The organism is Roseovarius maritimus (assembly GCF_043355895.2).
Taxonomy (GTDB): Bacteria; Pseudomonadota; Alphaproteobacteria; order Rhodobacterales; family Rhodobacteraceae; genus Roseovarius; species Roseovarius maritimus.
The window spans coordinates 23,222-42,001 of the sequence record NZ_JBHFPF020000008.1; the positions used below are offsets into that span (position 1 = coordinate 23,222).

Annotated in this window: 20 protein-coding genes, 1 tRNA gene and 1 pseudogene; 5 read left to right on the top strand and 17 right to left on the bottom strand. The window is 62.5% G+C overall.

Going from position 1 to position 18,780, the window contains the following annotated elements; genetic code table 11:
- The first annotated feature begins 171 nt into the window (after window positions 1–171).
- Window positions 172–618 (top strand): hypothetical protein, encoded by a 447-nt coding sequence (locus ACEWPM_RS14200; RefSeq protein ID WP_393963908.1) that lies wholly within the window; start codon window positions 172–174, stop codon window positions 616–618.
- A 305-nt stretch (window positions 619–923) separates the two neighbouring features.
- On the opposite strand, the gene ACEWPM_RS14205 is transcribed toward ACEWPM_RS14200, so the two are convergent.
- The 4 genes from ACEWPM_RS14205 to ACEWPM_RS14220 form a co-directional block, all read right to left on the bottom strand.
- A complete protein-coding gene (locus tag ACEWPM_RS14205) occupies window positions 924–1,592 on the bottom strand; it encodes a DUF6629 family protein (protein ID WP_393963907.1) in 669 nt (222 codons plus the stop codon).
- A gap of 441 nt (window positions 1,593–2,033) precedes the next feature.
- A complete protein-coding gene (locus tag ACEWPM_RS14210; RefSeq protein ID WP_393963906.1) occupies window positions 2,034–2,858 on the bottom strand; it encodes a carbon-nitrogen hydrolase family protein in 825 nt (274 codons plus the stop codon).
- An 81-nt stretch (window positions 2,859–2,939) separates the two neighbouring features.
- On the bottom strand, window positions 2,940–4,133 hold the full coding sequence (locus ACEWPM_RS14215; RefSeq protein WP_393963905.1) for a type III PLP-dependent enzyme: 1,194 nt from the start codon (window positions 4,131–4,133) through the stop codon (window positions 2,940–2,942).
- A 243-nt stretch (window positions 4,134–4,376) separates the two neighbouring features.
- Complete coding sequence (locus ACEWPM_RS14220; RefSeq protein WP_393963904.1) at window positions 4,377–5,141, bottom strand: DUF1013 domain-containing protein; 765 nt, start codon at window positions 5,139–5,141, stop codon at window positions 4,377–4,379.
- 152 nt (window positions 5,142–5,293) lie between these two features.
- Here ACEWPM_RS14220 and ACEWPM_RS14225 point away from each other — a divergent pair, with 152 nt between their 5' ends.
- Complete coding sequence (locus ACEWPM_RS14225) at window positions 5,294–5,923, top strand: ribonuclease T2 family protein (RefSeq protein WP_393963903.1); 630 nt, start codon at window positions 5,294–5,296, stop codon at window positions 5,921–5,923.
- A gap of 154 nt (window positions 5,924–6,077) precedes the next feature.
- Here ACEWPM_RS14225 and ACEWPM_RS14230 read toward each other — a convergent pair whose 3' ends face one another.
- From ACEWPM_RS14230 to ACEWPM_RS14275, 10 genes are all read right to left on the bottom strand, one after another.
- On the bottom strand, window positions 6,078–7,142 hold the full coding sequence (locus ACEWPM_RS14230) for a Hint domain-containing protein (RefSeq protein ID WP_393963902.1): 1,065 nt from the start codon (window positions 7,140–7,142) through the stop codon (window positions 6,078–6,080).
- 88 nt (window positions 7,143–7,230) lie between these two features.
- Window positions 7,231–8,151 (bottom strand): lipid A-modifier LpxR family protein, encoded by a 921-nt coding sequence (locus ACEWPM_RS14235; protein ID WP_393963901.1) that lies wholly within the window; start codon window positions 8,149–8,151, stop codon window positions 7,231–7,233.
- Between the two features lie 134 nt (window positions 8,152–8,285).
- On the bottom strand, window positions 8,286–8,912 hold the full coding sequence (locus ACEWPM_RS14240; protein ID WP_420768026.1) for a GNAT family N-acetyltransferase: 627 nt from the start codon (window positions 8,910–8,912) through the stop codon (window positions 8,286–8,288).
- On the bottom strand, window positions 8,909–9,301 hold the full coding sequence (locus ACEWPM_RS14245; protein ID WP_393962965.1) for a ketosteroid isomerase-related protein: 393 nt from the start codon (window positions 9,299–9,301) through the stop codon (window positions 8,909–8,911). Before ACEWPM_RS14245 ends, ACEWPM_RS14240 begins: the two co-directional genes overlap by 4 nt.
- On the bottom strand, window positions 9,298–9,762 hold the full coding sequence (locus ACEWPM_RS14250) for an arsenate-mycothiol transferase ArsC (RefSeq protein WP_393962966.1): 465 nt from the start codon (window positions 9,760–9,762) through the stop codon (window positions 9,298–9,300). Before ACEWPM_RS14250 ends, ACEWPM_RS14245 begins: the two co-directional genes overlap by 4 nt.
- A 3-nt stretch (window positions 9,763–9,765) precedes the next feature.
- Window positions 9,766–10,245: a UPF0262 family protein gene (locus ACEWPM_RS14255; protein WP_393962967.1), complete on the bottom strand. Its 480-nt coding sequence runs from the start codon at window positions 10,243–10,245 to the stop codon at window positions 9,766–9,768.
- A gap of 77 nt (window positions 10,246–10,322) precedes the next feature.
- Window positions 10,323–11,624 (bottom strand): histidinol dehydrogenase, encoded by a 1,302-nt coding sequence (gene hisD / locus ACEWPM_RS14260; RefSeq protein WP_393962968.1) that lies wholly within the window; start codon window positions 11,622–11,624, stop codon window positions 10,323–10,325.
- 33 nt (window positions 11,625–11,657) lie between these two features.
- Window positions 11,658–12,128: a DUF2948 family protein gene (locus tag ACEWPM_RS14265; RefSeq protein ID WP_393962969.1), complete on the bottom strand. Its 471-nt coding sequence runs from the start codon at window positions 12,126–12,128 to the stop codon at window positions 11,658–11,660.
- On the bottom strand, window positions 12,125–13,393 hold the full coding sequence (gene murA, locus ACEWPM_RS14270; protein WP_393962970.1) for a UDP-N-acetylglucosamine 1-carboxyvinyltransferase: 1,269 nt from the start codon (window positions 13,391–13,393) through the stop codon (window positions 12,125–12,127). Before murA ends, ACEWPM_RS14265 begins: the two co-directional genes overlap by 4 nt.
- Window positions 13,394–13,399: 6 nt before the next feature.
- On the bottom strand, window positions 13,400–13,582 hold the full coding sequence (locus tag ACEWPM_RS14275; RefSeq protein WP_393962971.1) for a hypothetical protein: 183 nt from the start codon (window positions 13,580–13,582) through the stop codon (window positions 13,400–13,402).
- An 82-nt stretch (window positions 13,583–13,664) separates the two neighbouring features.
- Between ACEWPM_RS14275 and ACEWPM_RS14280 the strand changes: the two genes are divergently transcribed.
- The 3 genes and pseudogenes from ACEWPM_RS14280 to ACEWPM_RS14290 all read left to right on the top strand — a co-directional run bounded on the left by ACEWPM_RS14280 (window position 13,665) and on the right by ACEWPM_RS14290 (window position 14,526).
- Window positions 13,665–13,739: transfer RNA gene (locus ACEWPM_RS14280), tRNA-Thr, on the top strand.
- Between the two features lie 290 nt (window positions 13,740–14,029).
- Window positions 14,030–14,221 (top strand): annotated as a pseudogene (locus tag ACEWPM_RS14285) (hypothetical protein); the annotation flags it as partial.
- Window positions 14,179–14,526, top strand: coding sequence for a TauD/TfdA family dioxygenase (locus ACEWPM_RS14290; RefSeq protein WP_393962972.1), 348 nt, complete (start codon window positions 14,179–14,181; stop codon window positions 14,524–14,526). The pseudogene ACEWPM_RS14285 and the gene ACEWPM_RS14290, both read left to right, overlap by 43 nt.
- 59 nt (window positions 14,527–14,585) lie before the next feature.
- Here ACEWPM_RS14290 and ACEWPM_RS14295 read toward each other — a convergent pair whose 3' ends face one another.
- From ACEWPM_RS14295 to ACEWPM_RS14305, 3 genes are all read right to left on the bottom strand, one after another.
- Window positions 14,586–16,562 carry an ABC transporter permease gene (locus ACEWPM_RS14295; RefSeq protein ID WP_393962973.1) on the bottom strand — a complete coding sequence of 659 codons (1,977 nt, stop codon included), beginning with the start codon at window positions 16,560–16,562 and terminating at the stop codon, window positions 14,586–14,588.
- Complete coding sequence (locus ACEWPM_RS14300) at window positions 16,562–17,581, bottom strand: quaternary amine ABC transporter ATP-binding protein (protein WP_393962974.1); 1,020 nt, start codon at window positions 17,579–17,581, stop codon at window positions 16,562–16,564. Before ACEWPM_RS14300 ends, ACEWPM_RS14295 begins: the two co-directional genes overlap by 1 nt.
- A gap of 82 nt (window positions 17,582–17,663) precedes the next feature.
- Window positions 17,664–18,605, bottom strand: coding sequence for an ABC transporter substrate-binding protein (locus ACEWPM_RS14305; protein ID WP_393962975.1), 942 nt, complete (start codon window positions 18,603–18,605; stop codon window positions 17,664–17,666).
- Between the last annotated feature and the right edge of the window lie 175 nt (window positions 18,606–18,780).

Genomic DNA, 18,780 nt, shown 5'->3' on the forward strand with positions numbered 1-18,780 from the left:
TTGCGGAATATTGCTAGTGATCTCAAAGCGTTGATAAAAATTTTGCCTGAAAAAGAACTTGATCTTCTTGCGCTGTCAAGTGATCGTCGAACCGGAAATGTCTTCCCATTTTGAAAATGGTGCCCTTCAAAGAGCCCCGAATAATCAAAGTGAAATTTTTTGGATTTATTGATGGAAAACACACTCGCAAAGCTAATTAAGAGTGTTTCGGGAACGCTCACGCAACTGACTAAAATTAGATGTGTGGAAAGCTACGCTCTACCTTTGACTTGCAAACCCAAGAATCTTTTCGCTTGGCCTAATACAAGGTTTCTTGACGAAGAAGGCGCATCTTTTCTTGAAGCTCGAGGTGTCTGCTTGCGCGATAGTCACATCAAGACGTTCTCGGTTCCATACAGTTTGTACGATGAAATGAAAAAAGTCGATGTTCCAAGTGTGGCTACGATCAAGATAAACAGAACATTATTAGATGTGTTTCAAATAGTTTCTGGTGACAAGCCCGTAACTGAAATTACGGCAGTTTTGTCAACGGCGGAGAAAAGACCTAACCCAAACCGATCAGCAGGAGCAAAGCGTAGCTTAAATTACGCGGAATCCTGCCCAAGGATTGGGGAGTAGCTCAGTTTCGCTCCACTCGTCCATGGGTCGCCCGGCTTTCGACTCAAAGCCTTGCCTTGACCGGACCTTCGTGACGAAACCGGCGAATGCTCGGTCTGACCCCAGACTGCGTTATGCTGCAAACTGCGCCGTCGACAGCGACCAGCGGCAATGCGGACCTTCGCCGCGCCAGCAAAATGAACACACACACACAAGCAAGCCTCAAGACCGGACTTTCACGGCATACAGGTCCAGACCAGCAGACATCGGTGACAGATCAAAGTTCAGGACGGCGGATTGCGAGTCAGGCCACAAACAGATTTGACTCACTTCTGACCACGCCTGCTGACAGCACTCATTGCAAACAACAGGTAGCTCGACACGATTGCGGCCATGAAACACCAGACAGAAGTGAATGCATAGTGAGCGAACGCGAAGCCTGCGATGACGGAAAGAGTGATTATTACGCCGAAAATCTTGATATGTTTTTCAGACGCCAAGAGCAAAGGCAGGCAAACGATGCCGGCGTAGACGACCCGAATGATACTGTATGGCACGACGCCCTCCCAGATCAGGCGTGAGTTGTAGTCAATAGAGTACTTCGCGATCCTGAGCGGCACCCAATCCGGATTGAAAATCAAAGGCACGAAAAGAGACAGCCCCAGAAAGAGCCCCAAAGCACTCAGAGCCAAGAAAATCATTCTCCGTTTTCTGCGCGGTTCAATAAGAAACGTCGCGAACGGTATCAGGAATGGCCAGACGAGATAGGCAAAAAACAGGAACCCCAAGGCAAAAAGATGCGATTGCCCAGCGTCCGGCTGCGCGATTTCTATCCAAAGCCCCCCTTCCAAAACTTGCTGAATACCAAAAAAGAGAGGAAAGATTGCGAACCCCAGATATCGTCGGTCCGTCTTTAAAGCCATCCCGATTGTATATGCCGCCCCTGTTAGCAGGACAGCTGCTGTTGTGAAGCTGGCGGTCGCGGAAAAGCACATGCTCGGTGTCCTCAAGTCGCCAGTTATCGGCAGCCCGTTGAATCTCACTGGCAAATCATACTATACGGACAGCCCATCTCATTGAGGCATATCAACCCTTGCGATTGGCCTCCCTTCGGCTCTGGGCGTGATACATTAACGGCTGCAATGCGAAAGTGATGCAGCGGCGCAGATGGTCAGCCTGACTGTCTCACTCGGGCCGGAAGCAGACCTTTCGAAGGTCGCATCAGATGGCAACTTTGTCCGCATAGCCGCCATCTCGGGCGAAATTGCGGTCGCAGATTTACGCGAGGGCGCTCAAGTCTTGAAAGCCAAATGGGACGGAGCGCCGCGCATGGCAATTCAACACATTCGTTAACGGGCTCGCTTTCCCTGCGGCGGCTCTTTTCATCTTGGCGAAAATACTCACGCCGAAGGCGCAAGAAATTTCCTTGAATTTTCTCACACCCGCGCGAAATCCGCGTCGTTCATCAGGCTCGGGATGCGCCCCTCGGTCCGGGCGATCATGTCGAGGTCAATCCGCGCCGCCACGACGCCCGGGCCTTCGCCCCCATCGGCCAAAACCTCGCCCCACGGATCCACGATCAGCGAATGCCCATAGGTTGCGCCCCCGCCCGGCACCGGGCCTGTCATCGCCGCCGAGACGACAAAGCGCGTCGTCTCGATGGCCCGCGCGCGGTTCAGCACATGCCAATGCGCCGCGCCTGTCTTGGCGGTGAAGGCGGCGGGACAGGCCAATATTTCGGCCCCGCCCTGCGCAAGGCTGCAATAGAGATGCGCAAAGCGCAGATCATAGCAGATGGTATGGCCGACCCGCACCAAGGGCGTGTCGTGGATCACCGCGCGATCGCCGGGATCGACCCGGTCGCTCTCGCGGTAAACCTCGCCTTCCGACAGCTGGATGTCGAAGAGGTGGATCTTGTCATAGCGACCGGCGATTGCCCCCTCGGGGGTCAGCATGAAACCGCGATTGATGATGCGCCCGTCCGGCCCGTCCACGGCAACTGATCCCAGATGCACCCAGACGCCGCTTTCGCGGGCGAAATCCTGCATCGCCGCCAGAAAGGCATGCTCCTCCTCGGGCGCCGAGGGTGGCGCGACCGCCGCGCCATCGGCGCGCAGGCCGCCGCAATATTCAGGCAGGAAAAGCATCTGAGCGCCGCCCTTCACGGCCTCGCGCGCAAGGGGCAGCGCCTCGCCCAGCGCCGCATCCATGCTGGGCATTGGGCGCAGTTGCAGGCAGGCTATGTCTAAGACATGTGGCATGGGTCAGGCTCCGGCAATGATAAGCTGCCAAAGCCTAGGCCAGTGCCGCCACCGGGGGCAACCCGGCAGCGGCGGTTGGTGTCAGATCACGACGACGTCAAGCGGCGGAAAGCCGTTGAAACCGACCGAGCTATAGCTGCTGGTATAGGCGCCACAGTTGCGGATCACGATCCGGTCGCCGCAAGCCAGCGCCAGAGGCAGGTTCACAGGACGCTGCTCATAGAGGATATCGGCGCTGTCGCAGGACGGACCGGCCAAGATGCAGGCACCGGTCTCGCCACCGTCATGCGGCGTCTGGATGCGGTAGCGGATTGCCTCACCCATCGTCTCGGCCAGCCCCGAGAACATGCCGATATCGAGGTAAACCCAGCGGTGCAGATCATCGGCGGACTTGCGCGAGACCAGCAGCACCTCGGCCACGATATGCCCCGCCTCGGCAACAAGGCCGCGGCCCGGCTCCGCCATGATGTAGGGCACGGCGCCGAACCGCTCGGTCACGGCGGCCATCACGGCAGCGGCGTAGCTCTGCGCTCCCATGACTTCGTCCTCGTAGGTGGCCGGAAAACCGCCGCCCAGATTCAGAACGCGCAGGTCATGGCCAGCGTCGCGGCCCGCCATCCACAGCTCGGCGATCTGGTCCAGCACGGGGTTCCAGAATTCGGGACGGCGCGTCTGGCTGCCCACGTGGAACGACAGCCCCGCCACATCGACACCGGCCTCGCGCGCATAGTCCATCAGCGGCAGCAGCGCCGAACGCGCGCAACCGAACTTTCGGCTGAGTGGCCAGTCGGCCTCGGAATTCTCGACGATGACGCGCAAATAGACTTGGGCGCCGGGCGCATGCGCCGCGAGCTTGTCGATCTCGGCCTCGCTATCGGCGGCAAAGAGGGTCACGCCATGGGCGTGGGCGAAGGCGATGTCGGCAGGTTTCTTGATCGTGTTGCCGAACGAAATATCGGCGCCCGGTGCACCCTGGCCCAAGCAAAGCTCGATCTCGCCCCGGCTCGCGGCATCGAAGCGCGCGCCCTTTTGCACCAGCGCGCGAATGATTTCGGGCGCCGGGTTTGCCTTGACCGCGTAGTGAATGCGCGCATCGCCAAGGCCCGCGACCAGCGCGTCATATTGCGCGGTTACGCGGTCGCGGCTGACCACCAGCGTCGGGCGGTCGAACTGACGCGCCGCGATCAACGCAGCGGCGGGATCAGTGAGATCAGCAGCGGGGATGGCGAAAGGTGCGGCGCGCAGGGCGCCGGGGATCATAGCGGTCATGGTCATCTCCAAAAGGATCCCCCGGAACGGTCCGGGTTGGGTCAGCAGTCAGAGACGTTACCGTCGCTACATAAACGCGGGTCAGTCAGTATGTGGACTGACCGGCCAGAGGCGCGTGCGTTGGCGTCTTGAAATCGCATTTAAACCAGTTTGGGAATCGCACAAGAGATTTTTGCCCCTCGGGCGAAAAAAATCCCGGCGCGCGCTATCGCGGCCGGGATTGAGCGTGGCTTGGATTTGCAGCGCAGCCTAGCGGCGGCTGCCCTCGTCCTCGTCCTCGTCATCCTCGTCTTCCGCCCCTTCAGGCAGGTTGAAGAGGCTGTCGGCATCATATTGCTTTTCAGTGACCTCGGGATCGGCCTCGCCCAGCGTGAAGGTCTCAAGCCCCTCGATGGCGGTCGGCATCTTCTGCTCGTCCTCGTTACCGAGGCTCTGCTCGGTGCTGAGGAGCTTGCGGCGATCGTCATCGCTCATCGCCTCGCCCTCGCGGACCTTCTTGGCGGCCGCCTTCTGCACGGCGGCGTCCAGCTCGGACTGCTTGCACAGGCCCAGCGCGACCGGATCAATCGGCTGGATATTGGCGATATTCCAATGGGTGCGCTCGCGGATCGCCTGAATCGTCGGCTTGGTCGTGCCGACCAGTTTCGAGATCTGGCTGTCGGCCAGTTCAGGATGGAACTTGACCAGCCATAAGATCGAGGCGGGACGGTCCTGACGCTTGCTGAGGGGGGTGTAGCGCGGGCCGCGGCGCTTTTCCTCGCCCTCGGCCGAGGCATTGTATTTCAGCGTTAGCTTGTGCAGCGGGTTTTTCTCCGCCTCGTCGATCTCCGACTGCTCCAGTTGGTTGTTGGCAACAGGGTCGAATCCCTTGACGCCAGCAGCCACGTCGCCATCCGCGATGCCTTGCACTTCCAGCTCGTGCATCTGGGTGAAATCCGCGATCTGCTTGAAGCTGAGCGTGGTGTTGTCCACCAGCCAGACGGCGGTGGCCTTGGCCATCAATGGTTTCGCCATGTCTAATCTCCTACAGCGTATCCGTCCCGCTCGCATGCCTTCCTCGTCTCCTGTCTCCAGGAGGCTTCGGGTAAGGTCCGAAGCGGGTCGCCATTGTCGGGAAACTTGGGGCCCCGTATAATCACCCTGCTGCCATTTGGAAAGACCGAAATATGCGTGCCCTCCTGATCCTGCTTCTCGGCTGCACAATGGCCCATGCCGATGGCGAAAAGGCGGGCACCTTCGACTACTACGTGCTCGCGCTCAGTTGGACACCCACATGGTGCGCGCTGACCGGCGACGCGCGCGGCGCGCCTGAATGCGACAGCTCGGCCGATGCGGGCTGGACGCTGCACGGCCTCTGGCCACAATACCACCGCGGCTGGCCCACCTTCTGCCCGACGGCTGAGCGCCCGCCATCGCGTGCAATGACCGAGGCGATGAGCGACATCATGGGCAGCGGCGGCCTTGCCTGGTATCAATGGAAGAAACACGGCCGCTGCACAGGCCTCAGCGCCCCCACATATTTCGCCCTCACCCGCGAGGCATGGGGCCGCATCACCCCTCCCGACCTCTTCAAGAAGCTGACCCGGCCCGTTGCCCTGCCCGCGCGCGTCGTCGAGGAGGCTTTCCTCAAGGAAAATCCGGCGCTTGAGCCCGACATGCTGACTATCACCTGCAAGGAGGGCCGCATTCAGGAGGCACGCCTCTGCCTCTCACGCAGCCTCCACCCGGTGCCCTGCGGCCAGGACGCCGTCCGCGATTGCACCCTGAACAACGCTATTCTGGACCCGATCCGCTGAGGCGCCCGCATCGTGCGATGCAGCATGGATATTTGTGCCAAGAAAAAGCTTGGACCGTCACAGAACGCGAAAGGGCGCCCCGCCAAGCGCCCCTTCCATTCTGCTTGCTGAAAATATCCCCGCCGGAGGCCGGAACATTAATTCAGTTTTCCGTTCACGCCGCCTCATGTGCGAGGATCGCAGCCTCGGGCGTGCTGAGGCTCCGGCGGGCGAAGGCACCATAGGTGTGCGGCTCGCACTCCAGCGACGGATAACGCGCCAGCAGGCGCAACCGATCCGCCTCGCTCAGCGTCGAGAGGGCAGTGCTGGCCGGGTGGAAACTTTCGGTCTCGACACCATTGGCCCAAAGGATCTGGTGGCTGGGCAACAGCAGGTGAATATAGGTCACCTCGCGCAGCGCCAGATCGACACTGATCGAGCCGGAATTGACCAGATCCTTGGCCGAGATCAGCACTTCGGGCGTGTTGAACAGCGCGCGCGCCGTGTCGCCCTCGATCAGCATGCGGTGCTCGGGTGAGACCAGCAGATCCTCGTCCGGACGGGTGCCACCCAGCGCGCCGGCGCGGATGCGGATGGGCCTCAGCCGCGGCATCGCGAAAAGGCGCGCACCGGTCATGTGCCGGCTGCCGATCCATTCGATCGCTTGCGTGCCATTATCTTTGGTCTGCACGCGGTCGCCCTCGCGCAACTCCTCGACAAGCCGTGGCCCGTCCGGCGTGTCGATGCGCGTTCCGGGGGTAAAGCAGATGACACCGCCCGTCGCCGGGCCGGTCGATGCGGTTTGCGCACCTTCCAGCGTGTGATGCACGACCCACATGTCGGTGTCTTGCGGCGGCAGCGCGTCGATGAACATCAGGAGCGGCGGCGTGCCACGCCCCAGCTCGATGACGCTGACCGTGTAACTTTGCGCGCCGTTGGTCACGACAAAACTGCTGTCAGGCAGCGTGTCATCCACTTCCACCGCGCTCAGGTCGCGCGTGCCGCTGACGGCCGCCCCGACGAGGCGGCGCACCATGCGTGCCGCGCTCTTGCGATTGATCCCATATCCGTCCGCATTTTCCAGCCGCAACAGTTCAGGCGGCCCATCGACGCGCACGGGTGACCGGTGCCAACGCCATGTCGCGCCGACTGCAATCTGTTCGACCGCCTCGGGCTGAAACCCGTCGACTGTCGTTTGCGACCAGGAAATGACGAACGTGCCCCGAAAGCCCGTTCCCATACCCGTATATCCTGCCTCAGTCTTTTTTTTATTAACGGGAAATTAACAAACGAGGAGCAAGCTGGGAAGCCGCGTCAAGGAAAAGCTGTCAGAATTCCACGTGTAGTCGCAGAGATCCCACAATCTGGCCTTCGTCCTGGCCCTTGAATTCGCGGTCCAGCCAGGTCAGGCCGTAGAATACCCGATGACCTGCCGGGGCGGCGTAATGCACACCCGCGCGAACGCGGCTCCGCGCATCGCTCAGGCGGTAACCGCTGCTGGAGGGCAGGTAAACGCTGTCCTCGACATAGGCCGTGTCGGCGCCCAAGACGAAAGCGTAGCCCGGCAGGCCGTTCTGCACCGTGCGATAGCGCTGCCCCGAAACCGGGTCGCGCAACAGTAACCCGCCATCGAGGGCCGAGCCGATGGTCAGGTCCGCACCCACGCGGATCAGCGTCTCGTCCCCGGCGCGCGCCTCGGCGAAGGGCCGCAGAGAAATCGCGCCGAAATCCGTACTACGGCCCACCTCCATTACTGCGGTCGGGCGGATATCGTCACCGATCTGGGTGCGGCGCACGGTGCTGCCGAGGCCCTGCCCGCCCAGAGTGTCATGGAACGCGTCCTGAAACCCGTCGAGGCCCGTTTGCGGGCCGACAAATACCAGATCGCCCCCCAGCGACACTTCGCTACCAAGGGCGCTGTAATGCGTATGCAGACCCAGCGAGAGCGATCCTGCATAGGGTCGATCTCCGGGCGCTGGCATGTTCAGATCGTCGGGCGCGATGATCTGCGCGTTCAGCCGTAGCTCCAACAGCTGGCCAAACCCATCCGGTACGGTTCCGTCCCACTCGGGCCCCCAAACACGGCTGGAGGCGACCGAGCCGGTGCGCCAACGGTCATGGCCGTCGCCGATGAAATCGTTTGTGACAAGGCGCCCATAGCCCAGTTTTACACGTCCTTCGGACGCGGCCGGGACCGTCAGGCCAAGCAGAAGGGTGAGGGATAGGCCGGTTGCGGCAGTGAGACGCATCTTGAATTCCTGTCGTGAGGCCCCCCCGGGCACGTTCAAATAGCCGGCGGATTGTGGCACTGGCCAGACCGGATGGCGCTATTTCGGTGGCGATGTCCGAGTTTTCCAAGGGTCGGGGCATTTTTGCATCGCCGTCAGAGGTGGCGCATCCAAAGCTGTAGATCGTGATCCGTCTCGGCGGCGGCGCCCACTTCCTTCCACGCAAATCGCGCAATGGCTCCGGGCAGCGGTGCATAACCGCGCCCGCGCCAGAACGCATCGAGAGAGCGATACCCGCTGGGCCGCTTCGGGTGCCCATCCGGGCGCAAGACGCTACAGAATACGCAGGTTTCCCGCCCCAGGGCGCGCGCGTGATCTTCGCGGGCATCAAAGAAGGCGTGACCGATGCCATGACCACGATACGCGGGCAACAGAACCGACTCGGCGCAGTAGAATATCCGCGAAAGGTCCGGATCGCTGCCCGCCGGTCCCTGCCCCGCCAGCGCGGCGGCAAAGTCATCGGCGTGATCCTCCATCGGCGTGCCCGTGGCCGCGCCGATCAGGCGCGTTCCATGATAGGCGCCGACAAGAATGGCACCGGGGCTGTCGCGATAGGTCTGCAGGTAGCGCCGCTCGTATGCGGTGTCGCCGTCATAAAGATAGGGATAGGCGCGAAACACCTCGATCCGCAGACGCGCCACGTCGTCCAGCGCCGCCTCGAGCGCGGCGCCGGTCAGGGGCCGCACCTCGATCCCCGCACGGGATCCGGTGGCGCCGCTCACGAGATCTGGTTGCGCCAGTCGGAGAGGTTGTAATAGGTCGTGATGCGCGTGATCAGCCCATTCTCCAACGTAAAGAACGAACCGGCGGGCAGCCGGTAGGTCTGGCCGTCGGCCTCGGGAAGGCCGTCATCGGTTTTCAGATACGTACCATTGACCACGTATTCCGCCGCCGCACGCTTGCCATCGTCGGTCTGGAACAGGGTCATATCCGTCAGCTCTTCGCGGTAGCACTCTTCCATATGCTCGCAAAAGTCGCGGAACATGTCCTTGCCCCGGCGCGTCCCGCCCTCGTTGACGTGATGCGCAACATCATCCGAGACGCAGGACAACATGCCCTCGATATCGCCGATATTGAACGAGTCGAAATAGTGCTTGATGGTTTCGATCATGTCTCTTCTCCCCTGGGATCACCCCAGCGTTCAGTCATATGCCGCAGAATCTGGTCCCGCGTTTGACGATAGGCGGCCAGCTTGGACTCGCGCGTCTCGCCCAGGCCGGTCGGGTCCATGATGGGCCAATAGAGCACGTCGAGATGATGGACCCGCGTCAGATCCAGCGCGCGCCTCTGGCTGGCCGGGCTGAGCGCGATGACCAGATCGAACGAGCCGAGGTCATCGCCCCATTCGGCCATCTCGTCGAAACTGCGGGCGCGGTGGCGCGACAATTCGACCCCGATCTCGTCGCAGACCGCGATGGAAAAGCCGTCGATATCCTGCTCGCTCTTGACGCCCGCCGATTGGACATAAGTGCCGGTGCCGTAGAGCTTCTTCATGATACCTTCAGCCATGGGAGAGCGCACCGCGTTGTAATCGCAGCAGAAAAGCACCGACTGAGGAAGCTCTTCCACCATGCGCTATCCGCCGAAATGCAGAACGCAGATCAGGGTAAAGAGGCGGCGGGCGGTGTCGGCGTCGATATCGGCCTTGCCCTCCAGGCGCTCTTCCAGGATGCGCGCGCCCTCGTTATGGATGCCGCGCCGGGCCATGTCGATCGTCTCGATCTGGCTTGGGGGCATGTTCTTGACCGCGTCGAAATAGCTCTCGCAGATGGCGTAATAATCCTTGACCACTTGCCGGAACGGGCTGAGCGAAAGGTGAAACTCGGCCGCCGGAGCATCGGCCTCGGTCGTGATGGTAAAGACAAGGCGCTTGTCGCGGATCGACAGCCCTACGCGATAAGGACCGCCGGGCACCTCGCGGCCCTCACGCTCGGGCAGGCGAAACGTGTTGTCCTCCATCAGGTCGAACATGGCGACTTTGCGCTCCTGCTCGATCTCGGGCGTGGGCGCGGGCAGGTTGGCGTCATCGAGTTCGATATGGCAGATGCGGTTCATGGGCGGTCTTTCGCACTTGAATGTTGCCCCAGCAGTAGCGCGCAGGCGGGCAAGGGGCAATAGGAGGGCCGGTGCTCCTACTCGTTCAGCTTGTCCAGACGCGCGCGCACAGACAGGCCATGCGCCTCGAGGCTTTCGGACCGCGCCAGCGTTTCCGCCGCCGGGCCGACAGCGCGCAGGGCGCCGGGGCTCATGCGCGCCAAAGTCGTGCGCTTGAGGAAATCGAGCACACCGAGGCCCGAGGAAAACCGCGCCGAGCGCGCGGTCGGCAGCACATGATTGGGCCCGCCGACGTAATCGCCGATGGCCTCGGGCGTCCATTGGCCAAGGAAGATGGCACCCGCATGGGTGATCTTGGCACTCAAGCCATCCACATCGGCCACGCACAGCTCCAGATGCTCGGGCGCGATGCGGTTCGAAAGCCGGGCCGCGACATCGAGGTCGGGCACCGTTATGATCGCGCCAAAATCGCGCCAGCTGACCCCGGCAATGGCGCGCCGCGCCAGCGTTTGCAGGCGCGCGTCGATGGCGTCCGCCACCTTCTGCCCGAACGCGGCATCGGTGGTGATCAGGATCGCCTGCGCGCTTTCATCATGCTCGGCCTGGCTGAGCATATCGAGCGCGATCCAGTCGGGATCGTTGGCGCCGTCAGCGATGACAAGGATCTCGGACGGCCCGGCGATCATGTCGATACCGACCTTGCCGAACACGCGCCGCTTGGCGGCGGCGACATAGGCATTGCCGGGGCCGGTGATCTTGTCGACCGGCGCAATCGTCTCGGTGCCATAGGCCAGCGCGGCTACCGCCTGCGCGCCGCCGATGCGGTAGATCTCGTCGACACCCGCAATCTGCGCGGCGGCCAGAACGGCGGGGTTCAGCGCGCCATCGGGCGTAGGCACCACCATGGCGAGGCGCGAAACCCCCGCGACCTTGGCGGGAATCGCGTTCATCAGGACCGAGCTGGGATAGGTCGCGATGCCGCCCGGCACGTAAAGGCCGGCCGCATCCACCGGCGTCCAGCGCCAGCCCAGCGTTGCGCCCGCTTCGTCCGTCCAGCTGTCACCCTCGGGCATCTGGCGCTGGTGATAGGCCCGAATGCGGTCCGCAGCCAGTTCCAGCGCCTGGCGCACGCCCCGGTCCACCTGCCCCGCCGCTTCGGCCACTTCATCGGCAGTGAGGCGCATCGTTTCAGGCGTCAGCGCGATACGGTCGAACCGCTCGGTCAGCTCGATCACCGCCGCGTCGCCGCGGGCGCGCACATCAGCGATGATCGCGGCGACGGTATCATCGACATCGGGGCTGTCCTCACGCTTGGCATTCAGAAGCGCGGTGAACTCGGCCTCGAAATCGGGGCTGGTCTGGTCGAGGTAACGAGGCATGTCTGATCCTGTGCAAGGGCTGTTGTGGCAGGCTTACTCCGGGTGGTGCGGCCTCTTGCCCGAGGGGGCAACATAGGGCCGCGTCACATCCTTCAAGGTGACATCCAGCGCCTCGACTTCCAGCCGGATGGCGCCATCGCCTGCCAGCGTCAGGAGGACATGGCCCGCAGCATCCTCGCCCGGCTCGAAGGTGACGGTCAGCAGCGACAGGATCAGATCAGGATCGCTCCGGTCGATCCCCTGGCTGGCAGCGCCCAGCACGTTGTCGATGACCAGCACAGATTGCACCCGCTCTGGCGCGTGGCGGTCTGCGCCTTTGTCTTCCCAGCGAAACCGGTTGAGCAATAGCGCAAAGCGGCGCGTGCCCTTCTGCCACTTCATCTCGGTGATGGGAAATATCGCATCCTGCGCCAGCCCCGAGATCACTTGCAGATCATCCAGATCCAGTGCTCCGAGGTTCAGCGCCCCCTCACTTACGTCTTCAAACTTGGCGTCTTCCGTCATTGGCCCGAGACCCGCTCGATTTTGGCGCCCACGGCGCGCAGTTTGTCCTCGACATGCTCATAGCCGCGATCGAGATGATAAACCCGGTTCACGATCGTTTCGCCCTCGGCCGCCAGCCCGGCAAGTATCAGGGATACCGACGCGCGCAGATCTGTCGCCATCACCGGCGCACCCTTGAGGCGACTGACACCCTCGACCGTCGCTGTTCCGCCATGCACGTCGATCTTCGCCCCCATGCGGATCAGTTCGGGCGCATGCATGAAGCGGTTCTCGAAGATGTTCTCTTCCAGAACCGATTTGCCCTTGGCGATACACATCAGCGCCATGAACTGCGCCTGCAGGTCGGTCGGAAAGCCGGGGAAGGGCTCGGTCGCCACATCGACGGCGCGGATGTCGCCATTGCCGCGCGCGACGGTCAGCCCTTTATCCGTTTCGGTGACGGTCATGCCCGCCGCCTCCAGCTTCTCGCAGAAGGCCTCCAGCAGAGCGCGCCGCCCGCCAAGGCAGGTCACCTCGCCGCCGCAGATCGCGGGGGCCAGCATGTAGGTGCCCAGTTCGATCCGGTCGGTGACGACAGGATGGGTTGCGCCGTGCAGACGCTCGACTCCCTGGATGATGATCGTTTCGGTGCCGTCGCCCTCGATCTGCGCGCCCATGCGGCGCAGGCAGGTGGCGAGGTCCACGATCTCGGGCTCGCGCGCGGCGTTCTTCAGGACGGTGGTGCCCTTTGCCAGCGTCGCCGCCATCAACGCGTTTTCCGTCGCCCCGACCGAGACGATGGGAAACTCATAGGTGCCGCCCTTCAGGCCCCCGGGGGCCTTGGCCAGAACATAGCCCTCGCTCAGTTCCAGTTCGGCGCCCATCGCCTCGAGCGCCCTGAGGTGCAGATCGACGGGCCGCGCACCAATGGCGCAGCCGCCGGGCAGCGACACCTCGGCGTGACCGAACCGCGCCAGAAGCGGGCCGAGGACAAGAATCGAAGCGCGCATCTTGCGCACGATGTCATATTCCGCCCGCTGGCTGATCAGCGCATGGGAGGACATGGCAATCACCTGCCCGCCCTGCAGCGTCGACACTTCGGCCCCGAGCGAGCCGAGCAGCTGCGACATGGTGCGGATATCCGACAGGCGCGGCGCATTGGTCAGCGTCAGCGGCTCGTCACTCAGCAGGGTTGCGGGCATCAGCGTAAGGCACGCATTCTTGGCCCCCGCGATGGGAATCGTGCCGCTCAGCGGGCCATTCCCCGTCACTATGATGCTGTCCATATGCCTCTAGCCTTCCTGCTCGCCGCCCGCTTCGGGACCATTGTCATCTCCTGTGCCTGCCGTGCCGGCCTTGCGCCCTCGCGCCTGCGCCTTGCGCCGGGCCAGGTTGGCCTTCAGCGCCTGCTTGAGCCGATCCTCCCGGATCTCGGCCTCGCTACGGGTTTTCTTCGGGGTATCGCTGCCGTTCATGCGCCGTCTTTACATGACGTGCCGCGGCGGGTCCAGATTAGGGTTGCAAGGCCCGCGATTAGCGTCTAATCAGCGCCCGATTGCTGTGGTAGCTCAGTGGCAGAGCACACCCTTGGTAAGGGTGAGGTCGAGAGTTCAATCCTCTCTCACAGCACCATCCTACCTAATTTCATCACCCATCCCGCCGCACTGCACAGCGTAGCCCTCACCGCGCTGCTCCGTTGCGGCTTGCCGCGACTCGGCAAGGGTTCTAGCGTTTCGGGATGAGACTGGATCTGACATGTTTTGAGCTGGGGTGGCGCGCTTGCGGTGCGCCCTACGCAAAGACGCAGGAATGGTGGCCGCCGCCCTGCCAGTGATGCGCATTTTTGCTCACTTACATCTAAAAATACTGGATAGACCATGACCATAGACACTCTGATGGTCCGCTAGGACGCGCTTGACGTAACGTGGACGGACCAAGGCCAGACCAGCTATCCAACGATCTGGCTGCGCGACAATTGCCCCACCGGGCTGCACCCCCAGACGCAGGAGAGACTGACGGACCTTCTGGCGCTCGATCCGGCACCGGTGCTGTCCGAGGCTGGGATATTCGCGTGCATGAGCCCGTCATCACGCTGGATCGGTCGGGCGCGGTGATCAAGATCAGGTATAACGCGCATCTGGCGGGTATCTTCGACATGCCGGCGGAGATCATGGCGGAGTATTACGGCGCCTATCGCGCTTATATGGCCAAGACGCGCGATCCCCGCTACCACCTGACCCTGCGGCTGAAGAGCGGCGAAATGGTGGTCTTCGACAACCGCCGCGTGCTGCACGGGCGCGATGCGTTCGATCCCTCTACGGGCTTCCGCCATCTGCACGGATGCTATGTCGACAGGGGCGAATTCGCATCGCGCCTGCGTTTGCTGGCGCGCGCGGGCCACGCCAGCTGCGCAGCCTGACGAGCGCCAGCGCCGCCCCCTCGCCTATTCGTGCCGGGGGCGGCGCACCGGCTATCGGTCTATTCGCCGAGGCCCAGCGCGCGCTTCTGATCGTTCGCCCATTTCAGGATCGTGAGATCGAAGGTCAGCGCCATCAGCGACACGCAGATACCGAGAACGAAATTCTTGCCCATATCCGTGCCCGCCAGCGTGCGCTGAAGCTCTTGCCCCAGATCCTGCGTGCCGATGAAGGCCGCGATGATGACCATGAAGAAGGCGAACATGATGGCCTGATTAAATCCCACGGCCATCGTCGGCAGGGCCAGCGGCAGTTGCACCTTCCACAGCTTTTGCCGCCGCGTCGCGCCCGACATGTCCGCCGCCTCCAGCATTTCTTCGGGGACCGTGCGCAGCCCCTCGATGGTGTAGCGCGTCAGCGGCACCGTGGCGAAGATCAGGATCGAGAAGATGACGGCCACATCAGTGATGCCAAAAAGCATGATGGCGGGGATCAAGTAGATGAAGCTGGGAAAGGTCTGCGCCGTATCGCAGGCCAGAAGGACCCGGCGGGACCACTTGTCGCTGCGCGCCGCCGCGATACCGAGCGGCAGGCCGAACAGCATCGCCAGCGCCACGGCCGAGATCACGGAATAGAGCGTGATGACCGACCGGTCCCACCAGCCCGAGAGCGCAACGAGGCCAAAGAAGAGCGCCGCCAGCCATGCCTGACGCCGCCCGCCGAGCCAGAGCGCAAAGGCCGTGATGACAAGGATCAGCGCCGGCGTCGGGATGCTGAGCAGGAAATTGCGGAAGGGGATCAGCACCTGCACGTTCAGGAAATAGCGGATGCCATCCGTAATCGCGTTGACCCAGCCTAGGGCCAGGAAATTCTTCATCAGATCGTCGATTTCCTTGCCCTGGCTGAAATTCTGCCTGCGCCCGATATCGGTGGCCACCTCGACGAAATGCCCCAGCACGCAGAAGAACGCGAAGGCGCCGATGGCTGTCAGCAACAGAACGTGACGCTTCCACCAGGGCGTGCCGCGCTCGAAATGCTCGGGCTGCTTGACCACCCATGCCTTGGACATGCGGTCAAGCATGACGGCAATGAGGACGATGGTCACGCCAATCTCGAAGCTGCGGCCCAGCTTGAAACTGCCCATCATCGCCAGCAGCTTGGCGCCGAGGCCCGGCATCCCGATGAAGGCGGTCAGAACGACCATCGCAAGGCTGAGCATGATAACCTGGTTGACGCCAACCAGGATCTCGGTCCGGGCCGAGGGCAGGTAGACATGGCGCAGGAGTTGCCAGCGCGTGCAGCCGCTCATATGGCCTGCCTCGACCACCTCATGCGAGACTTTCTGCAGGCCCAGCGTTGTCATCAGGATCATCGGGGGGATGGCGTAGATCGTGGTCGCCACCGCGCCCGCCGTCGGCCCCACCTTGAAGAAGATGACGGCCGGCAGAAGGTAAGTGAAGAAGGGTAGCGTCTGCAGCACCGACAGGATTGGCTTGATCGCGCTGTCGATCCAAGCATAGCGCCATGCCATGATCCCCAACGTGAGGCCAATGATGAAGGCCAGCGGCGCGGCTACGACAAGGACCGAAACCGTCTGCATCGCAATGGTCCACTGCCCGATCAGCGCAGTCCAGACGAAAACGCCCCCGCCCAGCAACGCCATCTTCCAGCCGCCCAAATAATAGCCCAGCACGGCGGCCACTGCGGCAATCGCCGTCCAGGGGATGGGGCCAAGGAACGGCCAGCGCCGCTGGCCGAAAAAGAGGTTTGCCGTCACGTCCAGCAACCATTCCAGCCCAACTGTCAGGAACCGCGTCAGCGCCAGAAGGCCCAGATCATCCTTGATGAAATTGAACGCAGCATCCAGCCACGCGGCGAAGGGCGGTATCCACGCCTCGGGCAGGCGGTGAAGCGCAGCGGGCAGGAGACCGGAATATTGCAGCAAGGTCAGCAGGATCGCGGCGCCGATCAGGATCAGCGCCGTGCGTGGGCGGCTGAGGGCGGGGCGCGGCAGACTGTCTGTCGCCGTCGCAACCATCAGTTCGACCCCACGAGGATTTCCAGCGCCTCGGTGCGTTTGAATGCACCCAGCGCTTTGCCGTCCCGCTCGACGGGGATCGCCTCACGCGTGTCCTGCACCAGGAGCTGCGCCATCTGGTGCACGGTCATATTCGCATCCACCGGCGCGCCGGTGCCGGTCACATCCGGGCTGGCCAGGACGCTGGCATGAACGACGCGGGACTTGTCGATATCCTCGGTGAATTTGCGCACATATTCGGTGGCCGGGTGCAGCACGATCTGGTCGGGTGTGTCGCATTGTTCGACCGCGCCGTCCTTCATGATGGCGATGCGGTCGGCAAGGCGCAGGGCCTCGTCGAAATCATGCGTGATGAAGACGATGGTCTTTGACAGCATCGCCTGAAGGCGCAGGAATTCGTCCTGCATCTCACGCCGGATCAGCGGATCGAGCGCGCTGAACGGCTCGTCCAGAAACCAGATATCCGGCTCGATGGCGAGGCTGCGGGCGATCCCCACGCGCTGCTGCTGCCCGCCCGACAATTCGCGCGGAAAGTAGTCCTCGCGGCCCTCCAGCCCGACCAGCTTGATCACCTCCATCGCCCGCTCGCGCCTCTGGTGACGGTCCTGCCCGCGCATTTCCAGCGGGAAGGCGACGTTTTCCAGCACGGTACGATGCGGCAGGAGGCCGAAGGACTGGAACACCATGCCCATCTTCGAGCGGCGAAGCTCGATCAGCTCGCGCTCGCTCAGCTTCATCACGTCCTGACCTTCGACGCTGATCGTGCCGCCGGTGATGTCGTGCAGGCGGGAAAAACAGCGCACCAACGTGGACTTGCCCGAGCCCGACAGCCCCATGATCACCAGCATTTCGCCGCGGTTCACATCAATGCTGACATCCTTGACGCCCGCGATATAGCCATCGGCGCGGATCTCCTCGAAGCCGCGACCGGCGGGCATGGTGGCAAGATATGTCTCGGGGTCCTTGCCAAAGATCTTCCACACGTTGCGGCACGAGATGACTGGGGTTTGCTGATCCATGATCCATCCTGAATAAGGCAAATCGGCCCCGTCCGGCGTCATGCGGGCGGGGCCGGGCATTGAGATTGTCAGATCGGCAGGATCAGTTGATCCAGCCCGCCCACACGTCCTCGTTTGCGTCCAGCCACTCGGCCGCGGCCTCCTCGGGCTCCATCTCCTCGACATCGACCAGCTTGGCCATCTCGGCGATCTGCGGGTTGGTGAAGGAGATCTTCTCGAGCGTGGCATAGGCGGCGGGCCACTTCTCTTCCATGCCTTCCCATGCGGCCTTTTTCAGATAGCCGTCGGCAGGGTTGCCGCAGTCATAAAGCGCGTCGGGGTTCGGCCCGACGGACGGATCGGTATCGCAGCCTTCCTCCCATTCGGGGAACTCGACGAACTCGCCCGGCCACACCGCTTCGGCAAAGTTGGGCGTCCAGTTGAAGACCACGATCGGCTTCTTCTCGGCCTCGGCGGCGCCGATTTCAGCCCAGAGGGCGGCGGCGGAGCCGGCATTGATCACGGTGAAATCCATGTCCAGCGCCTCGACCCTCTCCTTGCCGTGCTTGAGCCAGTCGACCGGACCATCGAGATAGCGGCCCTTGTCGCCGGTCTCGACCGTGGCAAAGACCTCGGCGCAGTCGTTCAGCGCCTCCCAGCTGGGCAGGCCCGGGCAGGCCTCCTTGGTCCACATGGGATACCACCAATCCTCGCGGGTGACCGCGTCATGATCGCCTACATCGACGATGCCGCCCTTCTCCATTGCTGCGCGGAAGGAGGCACCGAAGGCGCCCTCCCACACTTCCATTTCCAGCGTCACGTCGCCCAGGCGAATCGACTCGTAGACCGCTTGGCTGTCAGTGGTGACATATTCGACATAGGCGCCCTGCTCTTCCAGGATCTGGCCGACGACGTTGGACATGACGATCTGCGAAGACCAGTTATGGATAGGGATGACGATGGGGTCGCTGCTGTCCTCAGCCATCACCGCCAATGGGGCAAATGCCGCAAATGCGGTCAGAATGGCTGTTTGTGTTTTCTTCATGATTAACTCCCGGTTGTCGCGGTCTGTTTTGGTGCCGCTGTGTCAGGCCCGACTGTGTCGATGCCGAGATGTCCGAAATGGTCTGCGCCACGGTCGATGCCGCCGGATCACCTGTATCCTCGCATGTCTTCACTGTGGGTCAAGTTTTTTTCTTAACATTTTATCGCATTGCCGA